Raw genomic sequence first — 25,651 nt, 5'->3', positions numbered from 1 at the left:
CTGCTGCCGCGGGATCCGCCGCCGCACGCTGAAGGCATGACCGCGACGAAGACTCCCGGAATCGGCGACGCGACCGCCCTCCCCGCCGGCCCGACCGCCCGCGACGTGATGAGCCCGGTGGACGGCGTGATCGGCGAGGACGCCACGCTGCGCGAGGTCGTGCGCGGCTTTCTGGACGGCCAGGGACGGCATCTGATCGTGGTGGACCGCGACGGCCGCTGTACCGGCGTGCTCGGCCCGCGGCACATCGCCCAGGCCCATCGCTTCGACCTGCTGCGGGACGAGGAGATCCCGATCTCCGAGCTCTGCGGCGAGCCCTGGGTGGCCCTCTCGCCGCCCGACTCGCTGGAGACCTGCGCGCAGATGCTCGTCGAGTACGACCTCGACGCCATCCCCGTGCTCGACGAGGACCGGCGCGTGCTCGGCGTGGTCACCGCGCACGACGTCGTCCGGGCGGGCGTGGGCCGGCCAACGAGCCGCCGCCCGCGCCGACGCGGGTGACGGATACGCGGGTGACGGATACGACGCGGCGGGCGCGTCCCACCGGTAGCGGCGAAGGAGGAAGCCATGTCGGAGATCCGAACGGCGGCGGGCGCCCGGAGGCGTCCGGTCGTCGTCGCCGTCGACGGGTCCGCATACGCGCAGACCGCGGCTTTGTGGGCGGCCGAGGAGGCGCTGAGACGCGGTACGTCGCTGAGCGTGGTGACCGTGGTCGAGTCCATGGCGGAGAGCGGCCGGCTCATGGCCGAAGCGCTGGCGGTCGGCGCGGGCCACCCGGCGGCGCCGGCGCTCGCGCTGCTCGACGACACCGCGACGGGGCTGATGAAGGCGCACCCCGGGCTCGTCGTCGAGCAGGTCGGCCGCATGGGCGAAGCCGTGCTCGCGCTCGAGGCGCTCTCCGAGGACGCAGCGGTACTGGTGGTCGGGTCGCGCGGGCGCGGCGGATTCGCCGGGCTGGCCGTCGGCTCGGTCAGCATGCACCTGGCGCTCCGGTCGCGTTGCCCGCTCGTGGTCGTACCGCAGGGGCATCGCGCGGCCGACCACCCAGGCCCGACGGTCGTCGGCATCGACGCCCACCTGAGCCCGGATGTTCTGCGCTACGGCGCCGGGCACGTCAGGCGCACGGGAGGCCGCCTGCGGGTGGTGCACGCGTGGCACCCGTATCCGGCGCGGTCCGCGGCCTACGTGAGCGACACCGACATCACCGCGCGCCGTGCTCAGGAACGCATCGCGGAACGCCTCGCCGCCGAGAGCCGGGGGCGGCGCGCCCTCCGCGCCGAGATCAAGGTGCTGCGAGGCCGCCCGGCCGACGTGCTGATCGCGCAGTCGGCCGACGCCGACCTGGCCGTGGTCGGCTCGCATCACAGGCGGCTGACGCTGCCCGGAGCGGTCGGACCCGTTCTGCACGAACTGCTGCTGCATGCCGAGTGCCCCGTCGCCGTGGTGCCCGTGCGCTGATCGTCCCGCCCCCCGGACGGGAAGCATCGAGCAGCAAGCTCGGCCGCCTCTGCGCAATCGACCACCGGCTGCCGGACGCCGCGCTCCTGTCCCACCTCGACGCCGCCTTCCGCCGCCGCGATCTCGTCGGCTCCTGAAGAGCGCCGCGCGAGTGACTCAGGGCCCGTCGACCCGTGACCTTCGGCCCGCTGCGCCGGACCCGCGCCGGCGCGACGCTGATATCGGAAAACGAATCAATCATCAATCCCCTTCTCCGAGGAGCGTGAGTGAGATGGCGACGCACATGCCGCACGTCCGCATCGCCCACCCCCGGCAGGCTGAGAGCGACCAGGCGTCCGCCGGCACCGCAGTCCTGACCGACACCTTCGTGCGCGACGCGTCCATCGCCCTGATCCGCGTCGGCACCGGCTTCCTGTTCCTGTGGGCCTTCCTGGACAAGACCTTCGGGCTCGGCTACTCCACCCCGTCCGGCAAGGCCTGGATCCACGGCGGCTCGCCCACCAAGGGCTTCCTGGCCAGCGTGAACGCCGGTCCGTTCCAGTCCTGGTTCAACGCCTGGGCCGGCCACATGTGGGCCGACTACCTGTTCATGATCGCCCTGGCCGGCATCGGCGTCGCGCTGATCCTCGGCATCGGGGTCCGCTTCGCGTCGCTGTGCGGGATCGTGCTCGTGACGTTCATGTGGTTCGCGGTCTTCCCGCCGGCCAAGTACGGCGCGGGCGGCGTGGCCACCGGATCCACCAACCCGATCGTGGACGAGCACGTGATGGACGCGTTCGCCCTGCTGGCGATCGCCGTGTTCGGCGCGGCCAACCGCTTCGGACTGGGCGCCTGGTGGGCCAGGCTCCCCCTGGTCTCCCGGCACCGCAGCCTGCTGTGAGCCGCGAACGGCGGCGGGGTCCGGGCCGCGACGGCCCGGACCCCTTCGCGTGACCGGAACCCCTGCCGGAGGAGCACAGAACCACTCCGCGGCGGACTTCGAACCCTGTCAGGGCACGCGCCGCCGCGAATTCGCCGCTCCGCCACGGCGAACAGCCGGCGGAGCCGATCTGAGAGGACGGAATTCGTCATGACCACGACAACCATGCAGGCGGCCGTCGTCCCCGCGCTCGGCGCTCCGCTGGAGATCCGGCGGGTGCCGGTCCCGGAGCCCGGTCGCGGCCAGGTGCTGGTGCGGATGGAGGCCTCGGGCCTGTGCCACACCGACATCCACGCCGCGAACGGCGACTGGCCGGTCAAGCCGGCCGCGCCGTTCATCCCCGGCCACGAGGGCGTCGGCACCGTCGAGGCGCTCGGCCCCGGCGCGGACATGCACCTGATCGGCGAGCGCGTCGCGATCGCCTGGCTCGGCTCCGCGTGCGGGGCCTGCTCCTACTGCCTGTCCGGCTGGGAGACGCTGTGCGAGAAGCAGCAGAACAGCGGCTACTCCGTCGACGGCGCGTACGCCGAGTACGCGGTCGCCGACGACAGGTACGTCGTCTCCGTCCCGGACGGCATCACCCCGTTCGACGCGGCCCCGCTCACCTGCGCCGGGGTCACGACGTACAAGGCCCTGAAGGTCTCCGGGCTACGCCCGGCCGAGACCGCCGTGATCTACGGGATCGGCGGCCTCGGGCACCTCGCGCTGCAGTACGCCAAGATCTTCGGCGGCCGGGCTATCGCCGTGGACGTCGACGACGAGAAGCTCCGGCTCGCCGCGCACCTCGGCGCGGACGAGCTGATCGACGCGCGCGCCGAGGACGCGGCCGCCATGGTGCACAAGCTCGGCGGCGCGGACGTGGCCATCGCCCTCGCCACCTCCCCGCGCGCCTTCGAGCAGGCCTACGGCTCGCTCCGCCGCGGCGGGCGCCTGGTGTGCGTCGCCCTGCCGGCCGACGACCGGATGACGGTCCCGATCTTCGACACCGTGATCAACGGCAAATCGATCATCGGATCGATCGTCGGCACCCGCCAGGACCTCGCCGAGGTCTTCGCCCTGCACGCCGCCGGGCGTACCGAGGTGGTCGCCGAACCGCGCCGGCTCGATCAGGTCAACGAGTGCTTCGAGGCCGTGCTCGGCGGCAAGGTCCCGGCCCGGCTCGTCTTCGAGTTCTGATTCCGGCCCAGCGCGAGAACCCGTGCCCGCCGACATTCGCCGGCGGGCACGGGTTCTCGCACCGGTCCGATGCCACGCCGCTACTCGCTCACGTGCACCGGGTGTCCCTCGACCTGCGCGATGTCCTCCTCGGTGATTCCCAGCAGCCGACGGCCAAGCGCGATCAGCGCCCGGCCCGCGGCGAGCTCGTCGCCGATGCCCTCGACGTCGAAGTCGGCCGGGTTCCGCTTGGCGCTCCCGACGCCGTGGATCGTGTTCGCACCGGTCTCGAGCACCGCGGTGGCCGCGGTCTCGCCGTCCTCCTCGAACAGGAAGACGTTGGCGCGCCAGCGTTTGACGTTCAGGTCCATGATCTTTCCTTTCTCGCTCGGATCCTCCGCATCGAGGTCTCAGGGCTCCGGCACGACGGCGACCGGGGTGGGGCAGTGGGCGAGTACGCCCTCGACGACGTAGCCGGGGCCGACCGAGAGCGGGCCTCGGCGGCGGTGCGCGCCGACCACGACCAGCCGCGCGGCGCGGGCCGCGTCGACGAGCACGGGGACGGAGTTGCCCTCGCTGACCGTCATCCGCAGCCGCACGTCCGGGAACTCGGCCCGGTGCGGCTTGACGGCGGCCTCGATCTCGGCGATCGCCTCGCGCCGGGAGCGCTCGGGGTCGCCGACGTACATGGCGCCCAGCCCGGCGACGCCGGTGTACATGGCGTTCGGCCACCAGGCGCGCACGGCGACGAGATCGACACCCTCCCGGCGTGCGGTCTCGAAAGCGAAGCGGGCGGCGGCCGGGACGGGATTGCGCCCGATGCCGAGCACGATGACGTCGCCGGCCTCGGGCAGCGCAGGCTCCTCGCGTACCACGACGACCGGGCAGTGCGCGTGCTCGGCCAGTTTGCGGCTGACCGACCCGAGCAGCATGCCGCTGAAGCCGCCGTGCCCGCGGCTGCCGGTGACCAGCAGCGCGGCGGTCCGGCTGAACTCGACGAGCGCGTGAGCGGGGTCGAGGTCGGTGAGCTCGACGTCGAGTTGCAGGTCCGGGAAGTGCGCGCGCACCCCGACCACGGCCTTGTCCAGCAGCGTGGTCCCCTCGGCGCGGCGGCGCTGCGCGTAGCCGGTGGGCTCGATCGGCGGGACGGCCGAGTCCGGCAGGTGCAGCGCGTGCACGAGGGCGAGCGTCGTCTTGCGCCGTTCGGCTTCGCCGGCGGCCCAGAGCGCGGCGCGGGCGGAGTTCTCCGAACCGTCCACGCCGGCCACGACCGGTCGCGGGTTCTGCGTGTCATCGGTGGACGCGGTCATCGCGGTCTCCTCAGTCGGATTCCCAGGAACGGGGCATGATCAGGCGGCCGTCGGCGCCGAACACGACGGCGCCGGCCGCGCGCAGCGCGCCTCGGCGCTGCAGGAAGTGCTCGTCGCACAGCAGCAGCTTCTCCGTCGCGCCGGGCATGCCGGGCCGCGGCACCGAGGCCTCGACGGTCGGCCGGGCCGCGCAGCAGGACGCGTGCTTCGCCCCGACCTGGGGCGCGCAGGTCAGCCAAGGACCCGAGGAGGACGTCGAAGCAGCCATGCCTTCACCCTGCGCCGGCCCGGCGAAGGCGCTCAGAGCCGAAGGTCCTGAGCCCGCGGGGACCAGCGGTCCGACTTCGGCCGCCCGCCGCGCGTCACGCCGGAGGCAGGACGAAGGGCCTCGATCCGACGTGCCGCACGCCCCTGCGCACCCGGCGTCCGCCGACGCACGCTGGCCGCATGAAGAAGCGCATCGTCATCCTCGGCGGAGGCACCGGCGGAACGCTCGTCGCCAACCGCCTGCGCCGCGCGCTGAGCCCGCAGGACGCGGAGATCGTCGTCGTCGATCTGGACGACGAGCACGTCTACCAGCCCGGCCTGCTCTTCGCGCCGTTCGGCCCGTTCACCGTGCACACCCGCCGCCGGCTGGTGCACGCGCGGCACGGCGCGCTGCACCCGGGCATCGAGTTCCGCAAGGCCCTGATCGACCATGTCGACCTCGACCGGAACCGGGTACTGCTCGACAACTGCGTCTGGCTCGACTACGACGTGCTCGTCGTGGCCACCGGCGCCCGCCCGGTGCCGGAGCGGACCGAGGGGCTGAGCGCGGACGGCGCGGCGGAGCGGGTGCACGGCTTCTACACGCTGCGCGCCGCGGAGCGGCTCAGCCGCGCGCTGCGGGAGTTCGCGGGCGGGCGGCTGGTCGTCGACGTCGCCGCGATGCCGATCAAGGGCCCGGTCGCCCCGCTCGAATTCTGCTTCCTCGCGGACGAGTACTTCCGGCACCGCAAGCTCCGCGAGAAGGTCGAGCTGACCTTCGTGACGCCGCTCGACGGCGCGTTCGCCAAGCCGGTCCTCTCCCGCACGCTGGAAGGCCTGCTGCGGGACAAGGGAATCGAGCTGGTCACGGGGTTCGCCGCGGGCGAGGTGGACGGCGGCGGCGAGGGACCGGGCCGCCTGGTCGCCCGCGACGGCCGCGAGGTTCCGTTCGACCTGGCGGTCGTGGTCCCGCAGCACGCGGGCGCCGCGTACGTGCAGCGGTCCGGCGACCTCGGCGACGAACTGGGGTTCGTCCGCGTCGACCCGGAGACGCTGCGCTCGCTCGCCAAGCCCGACGTCTTCGCGCTCGGCGACGCCACCGACGTCCCGACCGCGAAGACCGCCTCCGTGGCGCAATCCGAGGGCGAGGTCGTCGCGGCCAACGTGGGCGCCCACCTCGCCGGCCGTGAGCTGCCGGCCCGCTTCGACGGCCACGCGAACTTCCTTGTGGACGCGGGTTCCGGCCCCGCGTCGCCGCCCGGCCACCTGGAGAAGCTCGCGGCGCGGCGCCTGTACTGGCACGAGATGCTGGCCGGCCGCCGGACCGCGGGCATCGACGTCGGGGCGCTCCCGCACACGGCCCCCTCGGGACAGGACCTTCGGCCCTGACCGTCGGCGGCGGACGGACGCAACCTGAAGGCGTTCGGCGGTCAGTGCCCACCGCTCGGCGCTTGCAGTGCCAGGCACTCGAAGCATTCAATGCCCGCTCCCCGCTCGGGAGCTCGACGAAAGGCGGGTCCGGCAATGTCGGCAGTCACGCAGGGCGCCCTCGCGGCCGCGGTGGACCTCAACGGTCCCGGCCACTATCTGAACTGGGGCGTCATCCAGATCTCAGCGGCGAACCTCGTGATCATCGGCGTGATGATCGTGGTTTTCGTGCTCGCGCTGCTCCTGCCCTTCCCGAAGGGTCGTGGCCGCAGATGAGCATCCGCGACCGAGCAGATCTCGTCCAGCCGGGCGAGTCGACCGAGCCGGACGAGGCAGCCGGCTGGACCGCGGCGGTGCGCCGCAGGCTGGTTCGTGAGCTGCCGCCGGACACGATGCTGCCCGACACGCAGCCGAAGTACGTCGCCTCGTGGATCTACGTGTTCGGCGTGCTGACCCTCGCCGCCTTCCTGGTGGTGCTCGGCAGCGGCGCGGTGCTCGCGATCCAGGGGCCGTCCTGGTGGCATACCTCGGACATCGGCCACTTCTTCAACAGCCTGCACCTGTGGAGCGTCGAGCTGTTCATGGCGTTCATGGTGATCCACCTGTGGGGCAAGTTCTTCATGGCCGCCTGGCGCGGCCGGCGCGCACTGACCTGGATCACCGGCGCCGTCGCGTTCCTCGGGTCGATCGGCACGGCGTTCACCGGCTACCTGACCCAGCAGAACCTCGACTCGCAGTGGATCGCGGTGCAGTCCAAGGACGCGCTCAACGCGGTCGGGATCGGCGCCTACTTCAGCCCGATGAACTTCGGCCAGATGCTCATGTGGCACATCGTGCTGCTGCCGGCGTTCGTCGGGATCCTCGTCGTGCTGCACGTCCTGATGGTCCGCCGCCGCGGCGTGGTCCCGCCGCTGCCGCTGCGCGACAGGCCCGCCGAGGCCGAGCCCGGGACCGCGTCCGAGGCCGGCCGCGAGGCCGAAGCCGCCGAAACCGAGGAGCAGCCGTGAGCCGCAGATCACGCGCCGCCGAGCCGGACCCGTACAGCTTCGGCTCGCGCCCCTACGACCTCGTCAAGGAGTTCACGATCGCGCTGGTGGCGGTTCTCGCCCTGTCGATCGCGCTCGCCGCCGTCTTCTCCTCCCCGGACAAGCGGCCGGTCACGATCGCGACGTGGGCCAAGGCCGACAGTGCCGACTTCACCGCGACCGCGCTCGCCGAACTGGACGGCACCAGCGGAACCGCGCAGTACGGGCCGCCGTACAACAACGCGTCCGAGGGCCAGAAGCTCGGGCCGGTCGGCCTGGCGAACCTGATGGGTGTCACCAGGCCGATCGACACCGCCCAGGACTTCGTCATCCGTCCGCTCCGGTCCGCCGCGCAGACGGCGATCGTCTCCTCGGCCGTGGCGCGGTACACGGCCGCGAGCGGCGCGCAGCAGAACACGTGGACCGGCAACTACTCGAACGCCCTCGACAAGGCGAACGGCGACCCGACCAAGATCGCGCCCGGCGACTACGGACCCGTCCCCACGATGCTGACCGCACTGCTCGCGCAGGCGCGGGCCGGATCGCTCGACGGCCAGCTGCTGACCGAATCGGGCGTCTTCTACCAGACCGACTACACCCTGCCGCTGCTCTTCCTCGCCGACGGCTCGTACCTCGCCAACCTCGCCGGCCAGGACCACCTCGCGGGTACGCAGTGGGGCATGATGAACGAGACCGGCAACTACCCGGGCCAGGCGTGGCTGTGGCTCTACACGTTCTGGTACCAGATCTCGCCCTACAACAACTCGACCAACGGCGACGCGCTGGTCTGGGGCACGATGGCGGTGCTCAGCCTGGTGTTCGTGTTCCTGCCGTTCATCCCCGGCCTGCGCTCGATCCCGCGCTACATCCCGGTGTACCGGCTGATCTGGCGCGAGCACTACCGCGACCTGCGAGCGCGCGGAGGCACCTGACGGACCGGCCCGGTGGAAGGAGGGGCCCGGTGAAGCGCCGTTCAACGCGGCTGCGGCGCCGGGCCTCCGGCGGTTGCGAGCGTCGCGAGCGCGTCGTCCAGGTCGCCCGCCCTGCCCGTGTCCGCCCCGAGCTCGTCGGCGCCCGGCAGTTCGCGGTCGATACCGAGAAGCGCGTAGACCGCCCGCATCGCGGAGCGCACGGAGTACTCCATGCTGAACGCGAGCGCGCCCGGGATCTCGACGTACTGGCCGAGGAAGGCGAAGTTGCGCGCTCCGGGCGGAATCTGCTCGGGCCGGTCGCCGGGACGGCGCGTCGCGAGCGGGCTTCCCGCGTAGGGCAGCATGATCGAGCGGACGTTGGTGTTCATGCGCACCGGCAGCGCGCGGCGTTCGAGGCCGAGTTGGCCGATCGTCTCGTCGAGCAGTTGGCGCCCCGTCGCGCGGAGCATGGTGGCCGACGTGTGCGCGCCGGGCGTGGCCAGGCGCATTCCGTAGCCGAGCACGGTGTGCGTGTGCGGCAGTTGCCCGGTGAAGTGCGGTTGGCGCGGCACGGTCAGGGTCAGCAGCCACGGCGAATCGCGGAAGGTGACCGGACCTCCGCCGCCGTCCGGATCGCCGGTGAGGTGGCTGATGAACCAGGTCAGATCCGAGGTGGTCGTCGTCAGCGTGAACGAGAGCCACGCGGTGTCCTCGACGTGCGAGGTGAACGCTTCGGGCCGGCCGAGATCCGGCTGGTGGCGAGCGACGGACTCCCACAGCCGCCAGGTCGGGTCACGGCGGGTCGCGTCGAAGGCGGGCGGGTTCTCGTCGTCGCCGTGGGAGGCGTTCGCGGCCATGGACCCGAGGGTGACCAGGACGCGATCGCGTCCGCCGAGTTCGATGGTGTGCTCTCTGCCGCGGGTGGAGCACGTCAGGGCGGTGGCGCGGCGCCCTCCGCCCGGCTCGCTCGCGATGGGCATGTCGGTGACGGTGGTGCCGAAGGTGAAGGCGACGCCCTCGCAGCGCAGCCAGTCGTAGAGCGGTCGGACGATCGAGTCGTACTCGCTGCGCCGCGTGCGGTGCACGGTGGGCAGGACGGGCAGCCGGCGCAGATCGGGCAGGTGGAGCAGCAGGGCGCGCTTGAGATCCAGCGCGCTGGATGCCGGCCGCAGCCGGAAAACCGTCGTGCACAGCAGCCAGAAGTCCCCGGCGAGCAGGTGGGCGGGCACCGCCTGGTCGATGCGCGTCTCCGCGAGCCGCGCATCGGATCGGTCGAGCAGGCCGCGCAGCGCGGCGCGGTCGGCGGCGCCGAGCCGGAGATCGGGACGGGCGACCCGGTGATCGGCGTCGACGAGTCTGGCTTCGAGCGCGGTACGCGGCCTGCGCTCGGCCGCGCGCATCTCGTCGAGCGGAGTCCGGCTCGGGTCGGCGAGGGTGGGAACGGATCCCAGCAGGTTCCACAGGCACGCGTGCTCCCTTTCGTCCACGCCGCGCACGGCGGCGCCCACGTAGAGCGTCGGGTGCCCGGGCGCGTGGCCGGACACGAGCGCGCCGCCCGGCCGGTCCGCCGCCTCGAGGATTCTGATGTGCCGCCCCGGCACCCCGCCGTCCCGGATCAGGAACGCGGCGGCCGCGAGGGACGCGATGCCGCCGCCGACGAGCAGGAAGCGGTCCGCGGGTCGTCCGTCCATGGCAAGCCTCCCGAACCGCGGCGAGAATGTCCTATAAGTTCGATATTTCCATTCTTGGCAGCGGGCGGACCACGCCGTAGGGCCGTTGGTCCCGCGCCCGCCGGAGCGGGAGGCCGCGATGCCCGGCTGGTCCGTGGCTTACGACGGGATCGATCCGGAGAAGGAGAGGATCCGGGAGACGCTGTGCACGGTCGGCAACGGCTACTTCGCCACCCGCGGGTCCGCGCCGGAGGCCGTGGCCGACGCCGTCCACTACCCGGGCACCTACGCCGCCGGCTGCTACAACGCGCTCACCGACACGGTCGCCGGACGCGAGGTCGTCAACGAGAGCATGGTGAACCTGCCGGACTGGCTGGCCACGCGGCTGCGGTTCGGCGACGGCCCGTGGTTCGACGCCGGCTCGGCGCCGCTGACCAGCTACCGGCAGACGCTCGACCTGCGCCGCGGCGTGCTGGTGCGCGATCTGGCCTTCCGCGACGCGGACGGGCGCTCGACGCGGATCGTGCAGCGCCGGTTCGCGCACATGGAGTTCGAGCACGTCGGCGCGCTGCAGACCACCGTCCTGGCCGAGGACTGGAGCGGCACCCTGACCGTGCGCTCGGTGCTGGACGGCGAGAGCGCCAACGCCGGGGTCGAGCGGTACCGCGAGCTGTCCGGGCGGCACCTGCGCGTCGAACGGGCCGAGGTGCTCGACGGGGACACGGCGCTGGTGGAGACCGAGACCGTGCAGTCGCGCCTGCGCATCGCCCAGGCGATCCGCACCCGCGTCGCCCGGGACGGCGACGGGAGGGCGCCCGAGTTCCGGCCGGTCGCCGACGGGAGCCTGGTGGGCCACGACCTGATCGTGCCGCTCGAAGCGGGCCGCCCGGTCACCGTCGAGAAGACCGCCACCCTGTTCACCGGCCACGACCGGGCGATCAGCGAGCCCGCCGAGGCCGCGATGGACTGGCTCGGCCGCCTCGACGGTTTCGACGCGCTCCTCGTCCGGCACACGCGGGCCTGGCGGCACCTGTGGCAGCGCTGCCGCGTCGATCTCGGCAGGGACGAGGAGGCGGCCGAGGCGCTGCGCCTGCACGTCTTCCACCTGCTGCAGACCGTCTCCCCGAACACCGTCGGCCTGGACGCGGGTGTGCCGGCCCGCGGCCTGCACGGCGAGGCCTACCGCGGGCACGTCTTCTGGGACGAGCTGTTCGTGCTGCCCGCCCTGACCACGCGGCTGCCGCACGTGGCCCGCTCGCTGCTCGGCTACCGGCACCGCCGGCTGCCGGCCGCGCGCTGGGCCGCCCGCGACATCGGGGCGCGCGGCGCGATGTACCCCTGGCAGTCCGGCGCGGACGGGGCCGAGACCAGCCAGTCAGTGCATCTGAACCCTGATTCCGGGCGCTGGCTGCCCGACGCGACCCACCTGCAGCGCCACGTGGGTCTCGCGGTCGCGTACAACGTCTGGCAGTACTACCAGGCCAGCGGCGACCGCGAGTTCCTCGTCGAGCGCGGCGCGGAGATGGTGCTCGAGATCGCCCGCTTCTTCGGCTCCATCGCGTGCTACGACCACGCCCGCGACCGGTTCACGCTGCGCGGGGTCGTCGGACCCGACGAGTTCCACACCCGCTATCCCGGAGCGGAGACGCCGGGCATCGACGACAACGCCTACACGAACGTGATGACCGCCTGGCTGCTCGAACGGGCCGGAGCCCTGCTGAAGATGCTGCCGACCGCCCGGCACGCGGAGCTGTCCGAGGCGCTCGGCCTGACCGCCGAGGAGATCGAGCTCTGGGGGCACGTCGCGCAGCGGCTCTACGTGCCCTTCCACGACGACGGGGTGATCAGCCAGTTCGCCGGCTACGACAAGCTGGACGAGCTCGACTGGGCCGGCCTGCGCGCCCGGCACGGCGACATCCGGCGGCTCGACCGCGTCCTGGAGGCCGAGGGCGACGACGTCAACCGGTACAAGGCGTCGAAGCAGGCTGACGTGCTCATGCTGTTCTACCTGCTGTCCGCGGACGAGCTGCACGGCCTGATGCGGCGGCTCGGCTATCCCTGGGAGCCGTCCTCGATTCCCCGGACCATCGAGTACTACCTGGCGCGCACCTCGCACGGATCGACCCTCAGCACCGTGGTCCACGCCTCCGTGCTGGCCCGGTCGCACCGCCGCGAGGCGCTGCGCTACTTCCTGGAGGTTCTGCGCAGCGACGTCGCCGACGTGCAGGGCGGCACCACCGCGGAGGGCGTGCACCTGGCCGCGATGGCCGGGTCGCTCGACGTGCTCCAGCGCTGCTTCGCCGGAGTCGAGACCCGCGGGGACGCACTGCACCTGGACCCGTTCTGGCCCGCGGAGCTCGGCCACCTCGAATTCACCATGAACTACCGCGAGCACGCGCTGACCGTGCGCATCAACGGCGACCGCGTGCTCGTGGACGCGGTGCCCGGCGGCCATGCGCCGATCCGCGTGCGCTGCCGCGGCGAGTCGGCGCTCCTGGCGCCCGGCGGCCGCGTCGCGTTCCCCGGCTCGGCCGAGGGCGCGCTCGCCGGTCAATAGGCGGCGCCCGCGGGGTCGGGGCTCTGTCCGCCGAGCTCTCCGCCCCATTCCGTCGTCGGAATCAGCACGCGGACTCCCGGTGCCGCGTTCACGCGCTGCTCGAGGGTCCGGGCCGCCTGGATGTCCGGGACGCGGGCGTGCAGGCGGACGACGCCGTCGTGCACGTCGAGAGCCAGGATGGATCCGCCGCAGGCGTGCACGATGCCGACGATCTCGGTGCGCAGCTCGGACTCGTCCTCGCCGAGGGCGCTCGCCACACCGTCGCGGGCGACCATGCCGACCACGTGGCCCGAGCGGTCGACGACCGGCAGGTGGTGGACGCGGTGGCCGAGCATCAGCGCCTCCGCCTCGGCCGCCGTCTGGTCGGCCCCGACGGCCACCAGCGGGGCGCTCATCACCGCCGCGGCCACCGGCTCGCGGGGGCCGGGATCGCGCAGCAGGTCGCCCTCGGTGACCAGGCCGAGCAGCAGCCCGTCCGCGTCGACGACCGGGACCGCGCCGGTGCTCCCGTCGGCGAGCAGCTCGGCGACCTGCTCGAGCGGGGCCCCGGGCGGGGTCGCCTGCGCCGGGCACGTCATGAAATCGCGTACGCGCGTCTGCAGCCGGGTTCGCTTCATGCTCCAAGTCGAACCCCGGCGGCGCCGGAAATCCAGAGCCGTTGGGCCCTAGGACGCGTCAGGGCGTTCGCCGAGCCTGGGATGTGGCCGCACCCGAACCCGTGCGAACGGAGCCAGCCCATGCCGCGCGCGATCGCCAGGCCGCGGCACCCGCCGCGCAGGTCGGTCCCCGTCCAGCGGACGACCGCCGATCCCCGCGAGCCGCTTGGCGCCGTTCCCGTTCATCGTGTGGGGCGCCGACGAGCTGCGCCGGGCGTATCTGAGGTCGCGTTAGATGCCGCCAGCCGACCGACGCCGGCCTAGGGCGCGACGCGGTCGAGCGCCTCCCCGGCCTGGCGCAGGATGCCGCGGACCTCTTCGTCGGTCGTGGCCGGGAAGTCGTCGTAGAACTGGCCGACGGCGTAGAAGCGCCGCGGTTCGTCGAGGCAGATCAGGTCGTCGGCGACCTCCCGAAGCCGGCGCGTCCACCCGCGCGGTGCGACCGGCACGGCCAGCACCACGCTCTCCGCTCCGCGCTGCCGGGCGATCAGGCAGGCGGCGTGCGCCGTCGCGCCGGTGGAGACGCCGTCGTCCACGATGACCGCGGTCCGGCCTTCGAGCGACAGGGGTGCGCCGCCGTCCCGGTACCGGTGCGAGAGCCGGACGAGTTCCGCGCGCTCGCGGACCTCGACCGCCGCGATCTCCTCGGGGTTCAGGCGCAGCGAGCGCACGGCGGCTCGATTGATCACGCGAAGCCCGTCCTCGCCGATCGCGCCGAAGGCGAGCTCCGGACGGGACGGGACGGTGAGCCGGCGAACCGGGAGCACGTCGAGCGGGGCGCGCAGCACCGCGGCGACCTCGGCCGCGACCGGCATGCCGCCGCGCGGCAGGCCGAGTACGACCACGTCCTCGAGGCACCGGCGCGCGACGAGCGCGGCCAGCCGCCTGCCCGCCTCGGCGCGGTGGGCGAACGTCATGATCCTCATCTCCCGGCTTCGCCGCGCCGCCGCTCAGGCGGGCGCGGGGTGCTCATAGGGCACGACGTGCGCGTCCGGGCCGGGGAAGACGAGCGCCTCGTGGCCGTTCTCCTCCCAGCGCACCAGGAACGGCGGCTCCCCGTCCGCGCCGCGCACCTCGAGGATCTCGCCCTCGCTCACCCGCTCGTCGAGGTGCTGGGACATGATCACCAGCCTGTCTCCGACCTTCGCCTTCACCGTCGTCTCCCGTCTCGTCTCAGCGTCCTTCCATCACCCTCATGCAATCACCGCCCTGAGGGTCCGGCCAGGGTCGAAGGTCATGTGTCCTTCCGGCGCGTGCTCTCCTTCGAGCTCCGGCTGTAGAGCCCGCGCATGTAGCGCAGCAGGGCCTCGTAGCGGCGCTCCGCCGCGTCGCTCGCCCGCCCGGCGCGGCTCACGACGTCGTTCTTGGCTTCCCGTCCGGCCTTGCCGGAGTCCGCCGGCGTCCCGTTCATGGCATTCTCCTTGCTCCGATTACAACCGATTGCCTTGACTGTTCGCATTCTCGCGCCGATCGGGCGCGTCCACCCGGGTCCTTCGTCCCGTGTCCGCGCCGAGGTGCCGGCGCCGCAGGCCGTCCTCGAAGTCGGCCTGCTCGAGGCTCAGCTCGAGCAGGGCGAGGCTCTCGCGCAGCGCGGGGATCCAGTGCCGCTGGAGGGTTCGGACCTGGCGGCGCGTCGCGGTGACCGCGTCGTCCACGATGCGCACCGCCGCCTGGTCCGCGGCGGCCGCCACCGCCGCGCGGGCGGCGTCGAGGTAGGCGCTGCGCGCGCATGCGAGTGCCGCGGTCTCCGGATCGGGCGCGCCGAGCGCGTCCGGCGGCGGCGGCTCGTACTCGGCATCGCCGGGCATACGCACACCCATGGACACCGTCTCGCGGACGGTGGTGTGCGCGGCGTCCGTCGGCGCGCAGCGGTGGAGCCCGCCGCGTCCCTCGGCGGCGAGCGCGCGGTCGAGCCACCTGTCCGCTTCGCGTGCGGCTTCGATCCAGGCGCGGGTGCTCGCCTCGGCAGCGCGGTGCCGGGCGCGCTGCTCCTCCAGGAGGGCATGGAGCTTGCGCTCCAGCAGGTCCGCGCCGCGCTGCGCGGCGTCGAGCCTGCGGCGCAGGCGGAGCCGGCCGGCCCGGCCCGGCGGTACGCGGATCTTCGTCATGGCTCCGCCGCCCCGGCGTCGAGGAGGGACTCGGGCAGCATCGTCAGTTCCGAGCGCGGCAGAGTCAGCGCGACCTGGCGGCATCGCTCCAGGGCCTGCGCGAGCGGGCATCGTTCGGTGCGGCCCTGGTCGACGAGGCGGTGCTCGAACTCGTCCTGGAAGTCGAGGTAGTGGCGGTCCGTCGGGCCGAGCGCGTCGGCGCCGACGAGGTCGGCGAGGTCGCGCACCTGGCGGGCCCTGGCCAGCGCCGCGAGGAGCTGGGCGGCGAGCGGAAGGTGCTCGGGCGCGGTGCGTCCCGGCCCGGCGCCGTGCCGCATCAGCCGGGAGAGCGAGGAGAGCGGGTCGATCGGCGGGTAGACGCCGCGGGCGGCGACCTCCGGCGACAGGACGATCTGGCCCTCGGTGATGTATCCGGTCAGATCGGGCACGGGGTGGGTGATGTCGCCGCCCGGCATCGTCAGCACCGGCAGGATCGTCACCGATCCCGGCGCGCCGCGGATCCGCCCGCAGCGCTCGTAGAGCGACGCGAGATCGCTGTAGAGGTAGCCGGGATACGCCCGGCGGGCCGGGATCTCGTCCCGGGCTGCCGACACCTCGCGCAGCGCCTCGGCGTAGCTCGTCATGTCCACCAGCACGACCAGCACGTGCCGCCCCTCGGCGAAGGCGAGGTCCTCGGCGACGGTGAGCGCGATCCGCGGTGTCAGGATGCGTTCGAGCACGGGCGCGTCGGAGGTGTTGACCAGCAGGGTCAGCTCTCCGGCGGCGGCCCGCTCCTCGAGGGCGTCGCGCACGTAAGCGGCGTCGGCGTGCGTGAGGTCCATGCCGGCGAACACGACGCAGAAGGCCTCGTCGCCCGCGGTCGCCTGCGCGGCGATCTGGGTGGCGAGCTCGAGGTGCGGCAGGCCGGGCACGGAGAAGACCGGCAGCTTCTGGCCGCGCACGAGGGTGGCGAGCGAGTCGATGCAGCGCACGCCGGTCAGCACCGGCTCCGCCGGCGGCTCGCGCCGGGTCGGGTTCATCGGGAATCCGTTGACCGGCGCGGTGCGCGCGCCGAAGACCGGCGGCCCGCCGTCCGTCGGCCCGCCGCGCCCGTCGCAGATCCGGCCCAGCCAGCCGGGGCCGACCGGGATGCGCAGCGGCGCCCCGGCGAACGCCACGCGGGCCGCCTGGCTGAGACCCGACGTGCCCTCGAGCACCTGGACGACGGCCGTGTCGCCGTCCACTTCCACGACCGTTCCGTACCGCCGCGTCCCGGAACCGTCCTCGGTGATGCGCACGTACTCGTCGAATCCGACGCCCCGCACGCCGGTCACGGCCATCAGCGGACCGCGCAGCGAAGCCACCGAGGTGAACTCGGCATCCGGCCACTGCGTGCCCGTCGTCATCGCGCCGCCTCCCCGGCCAGATCGGCGAGCGCGCCGAGGACGCGGTCGCGCCGGGCGAATACCGCGTCGAGGTTCTCGGGGCCGGCCTCGTCGCGGGCGCGCAGCAGCGGGCCGAAGTCGACGCCCTCGACGGCGGCGGGTCCGGCGGTCTGCGCCGCCCTGTCGCAGGCGTCGATGACGTCGAGGACCGCCTCGACCAGGGCGGCCGTCTTCGCGGCCGGGCTGTGCGCGTCGGCCTCGGACAGGGCGCTCTGCTGCAGGACGCCCTCGCGCACGAGCCGCCCGGCGAGCACGTCCATCCGCTCGGCGGGCGGCAGCGCGGCGATGCCGACCAGGTCGACGAGGTCGACGAGCCGGTCCGCCCGGGACAGGATGCGCGCCAGCCGGTTCCGCAGGGAGCTGAGATCTTCTCCGCCGGGCGCGGCGGCGTCCTCGGCCAGCGCGGCGGCGTCCCGGGAGAACGACTCGGCCCAGGAGACGGCCGGGTAGTGCCGCGCGTAGGCGAGGTCGCGGTCGAGCGTCCAGCGCGCCCGCACGACGCGCTCGGTGTGCACGGTCACCGGCTCGGCCAGGTCGCCGCCGGGCGGGGAGACCGCGCCGATCACGGTGACCGAGCCGCGCTCTCCGCCGAGGGTCTGCACCGCCCCGGCCCGCTCGTAGAACGCGGCGAGCGCGGAGGCCAGGTTCGCCGGGAACCCCTCCTCGGCCGGGAGCGCGCCCGACCGGGACGCGAACTCGCGCAGCGCCTCGGCCCAGCGGGAGGTCGAATCCGCGATGACCACGACGTCGTGGCCCATGTCGCGGAAGTACTCGGCCACGCAGACGCCCGTGTAGACGCTTGCCTCCCGGGCCATCATCGGCATGTTCGACGTGTTGGCGATCACCACGGTGCGCTCGGCGAGCCGGCCCCCGGTGCGCGGGTCCTCGAGCCGGGAGAGCTCGTCGACGACCTCGGCCATCTCGTTGCCGCGCTCGCCGCAGCCGACGTAGACGATGACGTCGGCGTCGCACCACTTGGCGATCTGCTGGAGCAGCACCGTCTTCCCGGTGCCGAAGCCGCCTGGCACCGCGGCCGTGCCGCCCTTCGCGATCGGGAACAGCAGGTCGAGCGCCCGCTGACCGGTGTGCAGCAGCGCGTTCGCGTCGACCCGCCGGGCGACCGGCCGCGGGCGCCGGACCGGCCAGTGCTCGGTGACGGCGACGGGAACGCCGCCGACCTCGGCGACGACCGCGTCGGCGGGGTACTCGCCGGCGGGCGCGATCCTGTCCACCCGCCGGGTCACGCCCGGATCGGGGCCGGGCGGCACCAGGATCCGGTGCTCGACGGCGCGGGCCGCCGCCACCGAGCCGAGCCGGTGGCCCGGCGCGACGAGATCGCCCGGCTTGGCCGCCGGGGTGAACCGCCAGACCCGCTCGGCCGCGGCCGGGCCCGGTGTTGCGGCCGGCGCGCCGAGCCAGATCCCGGTGTTCGCGAGCGGCCGCAGCAGCCCGTCGAACACGCCGCCGAGCAGTCCTGGCCCGAGCGCGGCGGACAGCGGACGGCCCTGGGAGCGCGCGGGATCGCCGGGGGCGAGTCCCCCGGTGTATTCGTAGGCTTGCACGGTCAGCACGCCGCCGCGGATCGAGACCACCTCGCCGGGGATCTCCGCCGCGCCGAGCAGCACCAGTTCCGCCATGGCCGCGCCGGGAAGCCCGTCGAGCTCGACGAGGGGCCCGGCCACCCGCCGCACCGCGCCGGTCACCTCGTCCACAGGGCCCAGACCTCCTCGCCGAGTCCTTCGATCGCGCGTTCGGCGACCGTCGGCAGGCTCAGATCGACGCGTCGGCCCGGCACCGTCGCGACGATCCCGCCGCTCGGATCCTGCCTGATCTCCGCCTGCGGACCGAGCAGTTCGAGGGCCCGCGCGCCGAGCGCGTCGAGCAGTCGCGGGTAGTCCGGCCGGCGCCGCAGACCCTTGATTCCGCTCGCCACCCGCGCGCGAACCGCGCCGTACACGTCGTTCTCCGCTTCCAATTCGAGCGACCGCGCGTGCCGCCGGGCATCGGAGCGCATCCGGGCGGTCTCCAGCGCGCCGCGTGCTTCGCCGTCCGCCCGGGCCTGGTCGAGGATGGCCGTCGCGTGTGCATGGGCGGATTCGACGGCGGCGGCCGCCTCGGCACGCGCGGCGGCGATCACGGACTCGGCATCCGACCTCGCACGAAGCAGAGCCCGGTCGCGCACCGGATCCAGCGTCTGCGTGTCCGGAGTCCGCAGGTTCGCGCTCATCGCGGCAACACCACCGTCAGTGCGGCCGAATCCCGCACGCGCGTACCGAGCGCCTGCGCGGCTTTCCGGGTCAGGATCACCACCACCGCGTCCGGCGCCAGCTCCCGCCACGCTTCGAGCACTGAGGTGCCGTCCTGCGCGGGCACGACGCGCACACCCGCCAGAGCGAAGCCCTGGACGCGTTCCTCCTCGCCGAGCGCCACCACGACTCCGTGCCGGGACATGCCGCTACGCCTTCCCGATCAGGATCACCGCGACGACGAGACCGTAGATCGCGATGCCCTCGGCCAGTCCCACGATCACCATCGCGCGGCCGAACATCTCGGGACGCTCGCTCAGCAGGGCGAGCGCGGCCGCTCCCGTGTAGGCCACGGCGATTCCCGAGCCGATGCAGGATCCGGTGATCGCGATACCGGCGCCGATGAGCGCGCTCGAACCGCTTCCGGAAGCCGATGCGGCGGCGAGGGTGTTCGCGTGGGCGGCGCTCGCGCCGAGGACGGCCAGCAGCACAGCGACGACGGGAACCACCAGGACGCTCGCCACGATGAACGCGCCGCGCCGGGCGCCGTGGCGAGCGCGCCTGCTGAGGAAAGCCGCGAGGGCCGCGCCGAAAACGAGCGCCGGCACCGCGATCAGCCAGGCGGTCATGGAGTCACCTCCGATGCGAGGGGGGAGAGGCGGAACGGCTGGAAGGGGCGTCCCGAGGACGCGAAGATCCGCGAGAACATCTCGTAGTACTCGAGCCGCATCGCCTGGACACCGACCACGAGGCCTTCGAGCGCGAACGCCACGGCGTTGCCGACGGCGAACAGCAGCACCGCGCCGACGAGGGCGAACGCGCCGTGGTGCGCCAGGCCCGTCGTGCCCTGCCAGATGATCGACCCGAGAGCGGCGTGCGTGAGGCCGAAGGCCGCGAGCCGGGAGAAGGAGATGGCGTTCGAGGCCATCCCGGTCACGGTGTCGACGAGCCCGAGCCCGACCTGGAATCCGCCGGCCGGGCCGGGCGGCGAAGTCGCGGCGAGACCCGCTCCGACGGCGGCGAGCCCGGCGACGGCCAGCGCGGCGCCGGCGATCTGCACGGCACCCGAATGCCGCCATACGCCGATCGCGAGCACCGCCAGCCCCAGAAAGGCCGTCGCGCCCGCTATCCCCGAGGCCGCGTAGAGTGCGGAGCCCGGTCCCGCCTCGTGCCAGCGATTGACGCAGCCGAGGGCGTATGACGCGGCGAGGAGCACCGCGCCGAGGACCACGGCGTAGGCCAGCAGCCGCAGGGGCTGGTCCAACGGCCTGAGCCACAGTGCCGGAACGACCCCGGTCGGGCCGAAGAACTCTCCGTACAGCAGGCCCGCGGCCGCCGAGGCGGCGCCCGCGCTCGCGACGAACGGCCACAGGTGCCTGATTCTGCTCAGGGCCTTGATGCGCCCGGTGCGCAGGGCGAGCGCGCCCGCGATGAGCACGAGTCCGTGCCCCACGTCCCCGAACATGAGGCCGAACATGAGGACGTAGGCGCATCCGGCGAAGACCGTGGGGTCCAGGTCGGGGTACGGCACGGTCGTGTACCCGCGTACGAGCGGGGAGAACGCGCGCCGCGTCCGGGTCGTCTCGCGCAGCAGCGTGGGCGGGTCGACCCCGCGCGGGCGGGGGAGCGGCACGAGCGAACCGCCGAATTCGCCGAGGCGCTCGCCCAGCCTCGGGACGTCCTCGACGGGACACCAGCCGACGAGCGCCGCGGTGCCCCGCTCGCGGGCCGCCGATCGCTCGAAGCGTTCGAGCGGGTCCGCCGGGCCGGCCGCCTCGGCGGCTCCCGGCGCGGCGTCCTCGGATTCGATCTCGACGCATCCCGCCGCTCCGGCGCACACCAGCACCCGGTCGAGGTCATCGAGCCCTGCGACGAGTGCGACCCGCTGCATCCGGACCGGCCGCAACGACCCGCCCCGGCGCGACGACGGTTCACGAGGCGCCATGGTCGTCTCCCGTCGGCTGCTGCCCGCCGCCCCCGTCGGCGCCGCGCGCGGCGCGGTTCACGGCACCGCGCACCGCCCGGGCGTCCACGAGGAGCAGCAGCGCGCACCCCAGCGGACAGGCCAGGTCGAACCGGGACGCGCGGGCCAGTGCCCCGGCGTCCTGCTCCGCGCGCGACCACCACCGCTCCTCGGCGCGCCACAGCTGCCGGGGTTCTTCGATCCCTTCCAAGACCCATCCGGCGGTCGCCTTCGGCACGTGCGCGGCGAACTCCTGCCAGCTCTCGGCGCCGGCCGCGCGCTCGCCGAGGAGCGTGCGGGCCCGCTTGCGGGACTTCGGGGCGAGTCGGCGGCCGATCAGGAATCGCTGCCGGGCGTAGCCGAGAGCGCAGGCGGCCACCCCCAAGGGGCGGCAGGCCTCGTGCAGGTCGGCGAGGCGTTGCGCCGCCCTGAGCCGAAGGTCGCAGACCAGCTCGGCGGCGTCGTCCACCCCGGGATCGCCCCAAGCCGAGGCGCCGAGCGCGCGCCGGAGCCCGCCGACCGAATCGGCCGCGGCCGCTTCCCGCCACGCGGTGGAAAGCGAGCCGAGCCGGTAGGGCGCTGGGACGGGCGCCCCCGCCAGGGCACGCAGCCTGTCGGCGATGTTGCGGATCTCGTAGTCGGCCACCAGCACGCCCACGGCCGCGGCGCCGGAGCGCGGAAGCCAGCCGGCCAGTACCCGGAGATTCCACAGAACGGCCTCGTCCACCGCTCTCTCCGCCTGCGCCGCGTTCGGTTCCTCCGGCAGGAAGCGGCGGTAGGCCGTGCCGGCGAGAGTGACGGTCGCCGCGTGGAACGTCGGGGCCGCGGCCAGGTTCCCGGTCGCGGCGGATCCGATCCTGCGCTCGAGCAGTGCTCTGGCCCGGACCGTCGCGGCGACCCACCCCGCGCTCATCGCGGCGGCTCCGAGTTCTGAGTCAGCCCCCGTACGACACGGTCCACGACCTCGTCGGCGAACGCGTTCACGTGCGGTTCGGCCTGTTCGCGTATCGACGCGGCTCGTTGCCGCGAACGGGCGAGAAGCGCATCGCAGTACTCGCCGGCATCGCGCCGAGCGCGCCGGACGGCCTGCTCGCTCTCAGCGGCCTGACGTTCCCGGGCCGCCCGGATGACGGCTTCGGCCTCGCGCAGCCCGTCGGCGCGGATCGCCGCCGCCCGCGCCTCGGCCCGCGCGCGCACCGCGGCCGCCTCCGCGACCGCGCCGTCCAGGGAGGCGAAGACTGGTTCGAGCTCGGCCGCGCGCTGTGCCGCGCGGTCCGCGGGCACCGCGCCGGTCGGCGCTCCAGGCACCGCCACCGGCCGGAACCGCGCGAGCACCGCGTGCAGGAACACGGCCACCGTGACCTCCTCGCCGTCCTCGGCCATCGCACCCATCGTCGGCCGCGGGCGTCGCGGCGCTCTAGGGCCGAAGGTCCCCCGGCGGCACGGCCGAACCGCTTCCCGGCGGCCCGGGCCGGGATTAGTCTTGGAAAAAGGCGTACATCTCCGGGGTTAATCCGGGAGAATCCAGGAGAACGCGGGAGAATGCGCCGGAATGCCGAGGTGGTTGCGATGGAGGTCATCCGCGAGCACAGGGCGTTCGCGACGGGCGGGGGCCCCGCCGCGCCCGCCCCGGCCAAGCACTATCCGGAGAGCGGGCGCGCCGCCGGCGGCCTCGAGGACGTGCTTCGGCAGATCCTCGACGGTGCACGCGACCTGGCCGGCGCGGACCTGGGCAACGTGCAGTTGGTCGATCCGGTCTCCGGGGGTTTGTGGATCGCGGCGCAGGACGGGTTCGGGCCCGAGTTCCTGGAGCACTTCGCCCTGGTGGTCGACGACGATTCGGCGTGCGGTCGCGCCGCCAGGGTGCGCGCGCAGACCGTGATCGCCGACGTCGAACTGGACGCGGACTTCGCTCCGCACCGCGCGGTCGCGGCCGCCTTCGGCTTCCGGGCCGTGGTCTCCACGCCGTTGACCGCCCGCAGCGGCGCGCTCGTCGGCATGGTCTCCACCCACCTGCGCCGCCCGGGCCGCGTCGAGGAGCATGCCCTGCGTCCGCTGCGCGTCTACGGCCGGCTCGCCGGCGAGCTCGTCGCGCGCACCTGGGACCCGGGGGTGGCGCGCTCCGACGAGGCGATCGCCCGGGCGGCGCAGGACGCCGTCAACCGGATCTTCGCCGCCAGCCTCCTGCTGACGGGCGCCGCCGCCTCGGACACCGTCTGGCGCGAGCGGCTGGAGGAGGCCGCGGACGAACTCGAACAGGCCGTCCGCGAGATCCAGACCACGGCGCTCACCGCGGCACGCGGGTAGCCGCGGGTCCGTTTCGGGACCATGGACCCGCGCGTTGCGGGCCGCACGGCCGTGCCCGGAGCGCCCCCGCGGCGGCAGCCTTGCAGGTACGTAGCCGGAACCTGGAGGCGATCACGATGCAGACAGAGCCCGTCCGCCGCGACCCGAACGGGTCTGCCCGCCGCCGCGTCCAGGTCGTCCGCAAGCGCCGTCCGCGCGACATCGAGCCGCTGGACCTGCGCACCCCGTCCGGCCGCGTGCTGCCCTACTGACACCGGACCGCAGGCCCGTACCGGAGGAGAGGACGGCCGTGATCTCCCGCACCGCGTTGCCGCTTCGGCACCTGACGGGAACCGCCAAGCCCGGCCCGCCGCACGAGGCGCCGAAGCCGCCTGCCTCGCCGAGCGGCCCCTCGTGGCCCGTGTGGCTGATCCCGATCGCGACGATCCTGGCGCTGGGGCTGCTGATCGGCCTGACATCGAGCGGCGCGAAATCGACCTCGTACCCGTACAGCGTGTTCCTGACGAAGGTCGAGGCCAGGCAGGTCAAGGCCGTCACGATCGACAGCGGCGGCGCCATCACCGGAACGCTCGCGAACGGCAGCGCCTTCACCAGCCAGATCCCCACCGCCCTCGGCGCCGGATCGCTGGAGCAGGAACTGCGCGCCGACGGAGTGCAGATCACCGGTACCCAGGCGAGCAGCGGAGGCGGCACCGCCGCGGTCTGGCTGGTGTTCCTGCTGCCGTTCGCGCTCATGGTCGGGCTCTTCCTCTGGCTCGGCCGGGCCGCGCGCCGGGCCGGCGGCACCGGGCTGAGCACCGTGGGCCGCTCCCGCGCGAAGATCATCGAGGCGGAGCGGCCCGAGACCGGGTTCGCGGACGTCGCCGGGTACGAGGGCGTCAAGCGCGAGGTCAGCGAGATCGTGGACTTCCTGCGCCGGCCCGAGCGCTACGCGGCCGCCGGGGCGCAGGGCCCGCGCGGGGTGATCATGGTCGGGCCGCCGGGAACCGGCAAGACGCTGATCGCGCGCGCCGTCGCGGGCGAGGCCGACGTGCCGTTCCTGTCCGTGACCGGCTCGGGGTTCGTCGAGATGTTCGTCGGCGTCGGCGCCTCCCGAGTGCGCGACCTGTTCAACGAGGCCCGCAAGCGCGCCCCCTCGATCATCTTCATCGACGAGATCGACGCGGTCGGCGGCCGGCGCGGCAGCGGCGGCCGCCTCGGCGGCAACGACGAGCGCGAGCAGACGCTGAACCAGCTGCTGGCCGAGATGGACGGCTTCGACCAGAGCAGCGGGATCGTGGTCCTCGCCGCCACGAACCGCCCCGACGCCCTCGACCCGGCCCTGCTGCGGGCCGGCCGCTTCGACCGCGAGGTCGTGGTGCCGCTGCCGAACCAGGCCGAGCGCGCGGCGATCATCGCCGTGCACGCGAAGGGCAAGCGGATCGCGCCCGACGTCGACCTCGGCGTCGTCGCCCGCGGCACGCCCGGCTTCTCCGGCGCCGACCTCGCGACGCTGATCAACGAGGCGGCGATCAACGCCGTGCGCGACAACCGCGCGATCATCGAGCGCGACGACCTCGACGCGGCGCGCGACCGCGTGCTCCTGGGCCGCCGGGAGACCTCCAACGCGCTACTGCCCGAGGAGCGCCGCTCCGTGGCGGTCCACGAATCGGGGCACGCGCTCGTGGCGGCGCTGTGCGAGCACGCCGACCCCGTGGCGAAGGTCACGATCCTGCCGTCCGGCATGGCGCTGGGCGCCACCGAGCAGCTGCCCGAGGCCGAGCGGCACCTCTACAGCGAGGCGTACCTCGGCGACCTGCTCGCCGTCCGGCTCGGCGGCCGCGCCGCGGAACTGGTCGTCTTCGGCGAGGGATCGAGCGGCGCCGCGAACGACCTGGCCGGCGCGACCCAGATCGCCGTGCGGATGGTCCGCGAGTTCGGGCTCTCCCCGGAGCTCGGCCCGGTCGGCTACGGATCGCAGTCCATGGAGTTCCTCGGCGCGCAGGACGACGGCCCGCTCTCCCGGCCGTACTCCGAGGCCACCCAGCGGGCCGTGGACGAGGAGGTCGCCCGGCTGCTGCGGCGCGCCGAGCAGCGCGCTCTCGAGCTGCTGCGCGAGCACCGCGCGGCCCTCGACATCCTCGCCGACCTGCTGCTGGCCCGGGAGACACTCGACGGAAGCGTGGTGCGCGAGGTGCTCGCCGAGGAGCCGCAGCCCCGCGACGTCTCATCTCCGCTCATCGCGTAAGGATCCCGGCCGCTCAGCGCGGCACCGCGGCCGCGAGGCCC

At 73.8% G+C, this 25,651-nt stretch carries 29 protein-coding genes; 12 read left to right on the top strand and 17 right to left on the bottom strand.

Features of this window, described 5'->3' with window-relative positions; translation table 11 throughout:
• Positions 1 to 36: 36 nt before the first annotated feature.
• The 4 genes from KDK95_RS04855 to KDK95_RS04840 all read left to right on the top strand — a co-directional run bounded on the left by KDK95_RS04855 (position 37) and on the right by KDK95_RS04840 (position 3,553).
• Positions 37 to 501 (top strand): CBS domain-containing protein, encoded by a 465-nt coding sequence (locus KDK95_RS04855; protein WP_212516782.1) that lies wholly within the window; start codon positions 37 to 39, stop codon positions 499 to 501.
• Between the two features lie 66 nt (positions 502 to 567).
• Positions 568 to 1,458, top strand: coding sequence for a universal stress protein (locus tag KDK95_RS04850; RefSeq protein WP_212516781.1), 891 nt, complete (start codon positions 568 to 570; stop codon positions 1,456 to 1,458).
• 271 nt (positions 1,459 to 1,729) lie between these two features.
• On the top strand, positions 1,730 to 2,338 hold the full coding sequence (locus KDK95_RS04845; protein ID WP_212516780.1) for a DoxX family membrane protein: 609 nt from the start codon (positions 1,730 to 1,732) through the stop codon (positions 2,336 to 2,338).
• Between the two features lie 204 nt (positions 2,339 to 2,542).
• Positions 2,543 to 3,553: a zinc-dependent alcohol dehydrogenase gene (locus KDK95_RS04840; protein ID WP_372463264.1), complete on the top strand. Its 1,011-nt coding sequence runs from the start codon at positions 2,543 to 2,545 to the stop codon at positions 3,551 to 3,553.
• A gap of 80 nt (positions 3,554 to 3,633) precedes the next feature.
• Here KDK95_RS04840 and KDK95_RS04835 read toward each other — a convergent pair whose 3' ends face one another.
• Genes KDK95_RS04835 through KDK95_RS04825 form a run of 3 tightly spaced genes read right to left on the bottom strand, consistent with a single transcriptional unit; the run spans position 3,634 to position 5,110 of the window.
• Positions 3,634 to 3,903 (bottom strand): DUF1876 domain-containing protein, encoded by a 270-nt coding sequence (locus KDK95_RS04835; protein ID WP_212516778.1) that lies wholly within the window; start codon positions 3,901 to 3,903, stop codon positions 3,634 to 3,636.
• Between the two features lie 39 nt (positions 3,904 to 3,942).
• A complete protein-coding gene (locus tag KDK95_RS04830; protein ID WP_212516777.1) occupies positions 3,943 to 4,842 on the bottom strand; it encodes a universal stress protein in 900 nt (299 codons plus the stop codon).
• A 10-nt stretch (positions 4,843 to 4,852) separates the two neighbouring features.
• The gene (locus tag KDK95_RS04825; protein ID WP_212516776.1) at positions 4,853 to 5,110 is read right to left on the bottom strand and encodes a hypothetical protein; all 258 of its coding nucleotides are present in this window, start codon (positions 5,108 to 5,110) and stop codon (positions 4,853 to 4,855) included.
• Between the two features lie 179 nt (positions 5,111 to 5,289).
• Here KDK95_RS04825 and KDK95_RS04820 point away from each other — a divergent pair, with 179 nt between their 5' ends.
• The 4 genes from KDK95_RS04820 to KDK95_RS04805 all read left to right on the top strand — a co-directional run bounded on the left by KDK95_RS04820 (position 5,290) and on the right by KDK95_RS04805 (position 8,473).
• Entirely contained in the window at positions 5,290 to 6,477 is a 1,188-nt protein-coding gene (locus KDK95_RS04820) for an NAD(P)/FAD-dependent oxidoreductase (protein ID WP_212516775.1), read from the top strand.
• A gap of 135 nt (positions 6,478 to 6,612) precedes the next feature.
• The gene (locus KDK95_RS04815; RefSeq protein WP_212516774.1) at positions 6,613 to 6,792 is read left to right on the top strand and encodes a hypothetical protein; all 180 of its coding nucleotides are present in this window, start codon (positions 6,613 to 6,615) and stop codon (positions 6,790 to 6,792) included.
• Complete coding sequence (locus KDK95_RS04810; protein ID WP_212516773.1) at positions 6,789 to 7,523, top strand: cytochrome b N-terminal domain-containing protein; 735 nt, start codon at positions 6,789 to 6,791, stop codon at positions 7,521 to 7,523. The genes KDK95_RS04815 and KDK95_RS04810 overlap by 4 nt, the downstream gene beginning before the upstream one ends.
• Complete coding sequence (locus tag KDK95_RS04805) at positions 7,520 to 8,473, top strand: hypothetical protein (RefSeq protein WP_212516772.1); 954 nt, start codon at positions 7,520 to 7,522, stop codon at positions 8,471 to 8,473. Before KDK95_RS04810 ends, KDK95_RS04805 begins: the two co-directional genes overlap by 4 nt.
• Positions 8,474 to 8,514: 41 nt before the next feature.
• On the opposite strand, the gene KDK95_RS04800 is transcribed toward KDK95_RS04805, so the two are convergent.
• The gene (locus KDK95_RS04800; RefSeq protein WP_212516771.1) at positions 8,515 to 10,143 is read right to left on the bottom strand and encodes an oleate hydratase; all 1,629 of its coding nucleotides are present in this window, start codon (positions 10,141 to 10,143) and stop codon (positions 8,515 to 8,517) included.
• A gap of 118 nt (positions 10,144 to 10,261) precedes the next feature.
• Here KDK95_RS04800 and KDK95_RS04795 point away from each other — a divergent pair, with 118 nt between their 5' ends.
• Positions 10,262 to 12,679 carry a glycoside hydrolase family 65 protein gene (locus tag KDK95_RS04795; protein WP_212516770.1) on the top strand — a complete coding sequence of 806 codons (2,418 nt, stop codon included), beginning with the start codon at positions 10,262 to 10,264 and terminating at the stop codon, positions 12,677 to 12,679.
• On the opposite strand, the gene KDK95_RS04790 is transcribed toward KDK95_RS04795, so the two are convergent.
• From KDK95_RS04790 to KDK95_RS04730, 13 genes are all read right to left on the bottom strand, one after another.
• The gene (locus KDK95_RS04790) at positions 12,673 to 13,296 is read right to left on the bottom strand and encodes a CBS domain-containing protein (protein ID WP_212516769.1); all 624 of its coding nucleotides are present in this window, start codon (positions 13,294 to 13,296) and stop codon (positions 12,673 to 12,675) included. The two genes, KDK95_RS04795 and KDK95_RS04790, sit on opposite strands and share 7 nt — an antisense overlap.
• Before the next feature lie 299 nt (positions 13,297 to 13,595).
• Positions 13,596 to 14,252: a phosphoribosyltransferase gene (locus KDK95_RS04785; protein ID WP_212516768.1), complete on the bottom strand. Its 657-nt coding sequence runs from the start codon at positions 14,250 to 14,252 to the stop codon at positions 13,596 to 13,598.
• A 33-nt stretch (positions 14,253 to 14,285) separates the two neighbouring features.
• Positions 14,286 to 14,489, bottom strand: coding sequence for a DUF1918 domain-containing protein (locus KDK95_RS04780; RefSeq protein WP_212516767.1), 204 nt, complete (start codon positions 14,487 to 14,489; stop codon positions 14,286 to 14,288).
• An 80-nt stretch (positions 14,490 to 14,569) separates the two neighbouring features.
• The gene (locus tag KDK95_RS04775) at positions 14,570 to 14,746 is read right to left on the bottom strand and encodes a hypothetical protein (RefSeq protein ID WP_212516766.1); all 177 of its coding nucleotides are present in this window, start codon (positions 14,744 to 14,746) and stop codon (positions 14,570 to 14,572) included.
• A gap of 19 nt (positions 14,747 to 14,765) precedes the next feature.
• A complete protein-coding gene (locus tag KDK95_RS04770) occupies positions 14,766 to 15,443 on the bottom strand; it encodes a V-type ATP synthase subunit D (protein ID WP_212516765.1) in 678 nt (225 codons plus the stop codon).
• Positions 15,440 to 16,828 carry a V-type ATP synthase subunit B gene (locus KDK95_RS04765; protein WP_212516764.1) on the bottom strand — a complete coding sequence of 463 codons (1,389 nt, stop codon included), beginning with the start codon at positions 16,826 to 16,828 and terminating at the stop codon, positions 15,440 to 15,442. The genes KDK95_RS04770 and KDK95_RS04765 overlap by 4 nt, the downstream gene beginning before the upstream one ends.
• The gene (locus tag KDK95_RS04760) at positions 16,825 to 18,570 is read right to left on the bottom strand and encodes a V-type ATP synthase subunit A (protein ID WP_372463263.1); all 1,746 of its coding nucleotides are present in this window, start codon (positions 18,568 to 18,570) and stop codon (positions 16,825 to 16,827) included. The genes KDK95_RS04765 and KDK95_RS04760 overlap by 4 nt, the downstream gene beginning before the upstream one ends.
• Entirely contained in the window at positions 18,567 to 19,094 is a 528-nt protein-coding gene (locus KDK95_RS04755) for a hypothetical protein (RefSeq protein ID WP_212516762.1), read from the bottom strand. Before KDK95_RS04755 ends, KDK95_RS04760 begins: the two co-directional genes overlap by 4 nt.
• A complete protein-coding gene (locus KDK95_RS04750) occupies positions 19,091 to 19,318 on the bottom strand; it encodes a V-type ATP synthase subunit F (RefSeq protein WP_212516761.1) in 228 nt (75 codons plus the stop codon). Before KDK95_RS04750 ends, KDK95_RS04755 begins: the two co-directional genes overlap by 4 nt.
• Positions 19,319 to 19,322: 4 nt before the next feature.
• The gene (locus KDK95_RS04745; RefSeq protein ID WP_212516760.1) at positions 19,323 to 19,742 is read right to left on the bottom strand and encodes an ATP synthase subunit C; all 420 of its coding nucleotides are present in this window, start codon (positions 19,740 to 19,742) and stop codon (positions 19,323 to 19,325) included.
• Positions 19,739 to 21,058: a V-type ATPase 116kDa subunit family protein gene (locus KDK95_RS04740; protein WP_212516759.1), complete on the bottom strand. Its 1,320-nt coding sequence runs from the start codon at positions 21,056 to 21,058 to the stop codon at positions 19,739 to 19,741. The genes KDK95_RS04745 and KDK95_RS04740 overlap by 4 nt, the downstream gene beginning before the upstream one ends.
• Positions 21,045 to 21,989 carry a V-type ATPase subunit gene (locus tag KDK95_RS04735; RefSeq protein WP_212516758.1) on the bottom strand — a complete coding sequence of 315 codons (945 nt, stop codon included), beginning with the start codon at positions 21,987 to 21,989 and terminating at the stop codon, positions 21,045 to 21,047. Before KDK95_RS04735 ends, KDK95_RS04740 begins: the two co-directional genes overlap by 14 nt.
• On the bottom strand, positions 21,986 to 22,459 hold the full coding sequence (locus KDK95_RS04730) for a hypothetical protein (RefSeq protein ID WP_212516757.1): 474 nt from the start codon (positions 22,457 to 22,459) through the stop codon (positions 21,986 to 21,988). The genes KDK95_RS04735 and KDK95_RS04730 overlap by 4 nt, the downstream gene beginning before the upstream one ends.
• Before the next feature lie 186 nt (positions 22,460 to 22,645).
• Between KDK95_RS04730 and KDK95_RS04725 the strand changes: the two genes are divergently transcribed.
• The 3 genes from KDK95_RS04725 (at position 22,646) to ftsH (ending at position 25,610) form a co-directional block, all read left to right on the top strand.
• A complete protein-coding gene (locus KDK95_RS04725) occupies positions 22,646 to 23,383 on the top strand; it encodes a GAF domain-containing protein (RefSeq protein ID WP_212516756.1) in 738 nt (245 codons plus the stop codon).
• 116 nt (positions 23,384 to 23,499) lie between these two features.
• Positions 23,500 to 23,634 carry a hypothetical protein gene (locus KDK95_RS36725; protein ID WP_282971233.1) on the top strand — a complete coding sequence of 45 codons (135 nt, stop codon included), beginning with the start codon at positions 23,500 to 23,502 and terminating at the stop codon, positions 23,632 to 23,634.
• Between the two features lie 38 nt (positions 23,635 to 23,672).
• On the top strand, positions 23,673 to 25,610 hold the full coding sequence (ftsH, locus tag KDK95_RS04720; RefSeq protein ID WP_212516755.1) for an ATP-dependent zinc metalloprotease FtsH: 1,938 nt from the start codon (positions 23,673 to 23,675) through the stop codon (positions 25,608 to 25,610).
• The last annotated feature ends 41 nt before the right edge of the window (positions 25,611 to 25,651 follow it).

Origin of the sequence: Actinospica acidithermotolerans (assembly GCF_018139625.1) — a bacterium.
Lineage (GTDB): Bacteria > Actinomycetota > Actinomycetes > Streptomycetales > Catenulisporaceae > Actinospica > Actinospica acidithermotolerans.
This window is presented reverse-complemented; position numbering and strand designations above follow the sequence as displayed.

Excerpts from the sequence above, each read along its gene's own strand:
- KDK95_RS04855 (WP_212516782.1), top strand. The coding sequence starts at position 37 with ATGACCGCGACGAAGACTCCCGGAATCGGCGACGCGACCGCCCTCCCC.
- KDK95_RS04850 (WP_212516781.1), top strand. The coding sequence starts at position 568 with ATGTCGGAGATCCGAACGGCGGCGGGCGCCCGGAGGCGTCCGGTCGTC.
- KDK95_RS04845 (WP_212516780.1), top strand. The coding sequence starts at position 1,730 with ATGGCGACGCACATGCCGCACGTCCGCATCGCCCACCCCCGGCAGGCT.
- KDK95_RS04840 (WP_372463264.1), top strand. The coding sequence starts at position 2,543 with ATGCAGGCGGCCGTCGTCCCCGCGCTCGGCGCTCCGCTGGAGATCCGG.
- KDK95_RS04835 (WP_212516778.1), bottom strand. The coding sequence starts at position 3,903 with ATGGACCTGAACGTCAAACGCTGGCGCGCCAACGTCTTCCTGTTCGAG.
- KDK95_RS04830 (WP_212516777.1), bottom strand. The coding sequence starts at position 4,842 with ATGACCGCGTCCACCGATGACACGCAGAACCCGCGACCGGTCGTGGCC.
- KDK95_RS04825 (WP_212516776.1), bottom strand. The coding sequence starts at position 5,110 with ATGGCTGCTTCGACGTCCTCCTCGGGTCCTTGGCTGACCTGCGCGCCC.
- KDK95_RS04820 (WP_212516775.1), top strand. The coding sequence starts at position 5,290 with ATGAAGAAGCGCATCGTCATCCTCGGCGGAGGCACCGGCGGAACGCTC.
- KDK95_RS04815 (WP_212516774.1), top strand. The coding sequence starts at position 6,613 with ATGTCGGCAGTCACGCAGGGCGCCCTCGCGGCCGCGGTGGACCTCAAC.
- KDK95_RS04810 (WP_212516773.1), top strand. The coding sequence starts at position 6,789 with ATGAGCATCCGCGACCGAGCAGATCTCGTCCAGCCGGGCGAGTCGACC.
- KDK95_RS04800 (WP_212516771.1), bottom strand. The coding sequence starts at position 10,143 with ATGGACGGACGACCCGCGGACCGCTTCCTGCTCGTCGGCGGCGGCATC.
- KDK95_RS04795 (WP_212516770.1), top strand. The coding sequence starts at position 10,262 with ATGCCCGGCTGGTCCGTGGCTTACGACGGGATCGATCCGGAGAAGGAG.
- KDK95_RS04790 (WP_212516769.1), bottom strand. The coding sequence starts at position 13,296 with ATGAAGCGAACCCGGCTGCAGACGCGCGTACGCGATTTCATGACGTGC.
- KDK95_RS04785 (WP_212516768.1), bottom strand. The coding sequence starts at position 14,252 with ATGACGTTCGCCCACCGCGCCGAGGCGGGCAGGCGGCTGGCCGCGCTC.
- KDK95_RS04775 (WP_212516766.1), bottom strand. The coding sequence starts at position 14,746 with ATGAACGGGACGCCGGCGGACTCCGGCAAGGCCGGACGGGAAGCCAAG.
- KDK95_RS04770 (WP_212516765.1), bottom strand. The coding sequence starts at position 15,443 with ATGACGAAGATCCGCGTACCGCCGGGCCGGGCCGGCCGGCTCCGCCTG.
- KDK95_RS04765 (WP_212516764.1), bottom strand. The coding sequence starts at position 16,828 with ATGACGACGGGCACGCAGTGGCCGGATGCCGAGTTCACCTCGGTGGCT.
- KDK95_RS04755 (WP_212516762.1), bottom strand. The coding sequence starts at position 19,094 with ATGAGCGCGAACCTGCGGACTCCGGACACGCAGACGCTGGATCCGGTG.
- KDK95_RS04750 (WP_212516761.1), bottom strand. The coding sequence starts at position 19,318 with ATGTCCCGGCACGGAGTCGTGGTGGCGCTCGGCGAGGAGGAACGCGTC.
- KDK95_RS04745 (WP_212516760.1), bottom strand. The coding sequence starts at position 19,742 with ATGACCGCCTGGCTGATCGCGGTGCCGGCGCTCGTTTTCGGCGCGGCC.
- KDK95_RS04740 (WP_212516759.1), bottom strand. The coding sequence starts at position 21,058 with ATGGCGCCTCGTGAACCGTCGTCGCGCCGGGGCGGGTCGTTGCGGCCG.
- KDK95_RS04735 (WP_212516758.1), bottom strand. The coding sequence starts at position 21,989 with ATGAGCGCGGGGTGGGTCGCCGCGACGGTCCGGGCCAGAGCACTGCTC.
- KDK95_RS04730 (WP_212516757.1), bottom strand. The coding sequence starts at position 22,459 with ATGGCCGAGGACGGCGAGGAGGTCACGGTGGCCGTGTTCCTGCACGCG.
- KDK95_RS04725 (WP_212516756.1), top strand. The coding sequence starts at position 22,646 with ATGGAGGTCATCCGCGAGCACAGGGCGTTCGCGACGGGCGGGGGCCCC.
- KDK95_RS36725 (WP_282971233.1), top strand. The coding sequence starts at position 23,500 with ATGCAGACAGAGCCCGTCCGCCGCGACCCGAACGGGTCTGCCCGCCGC.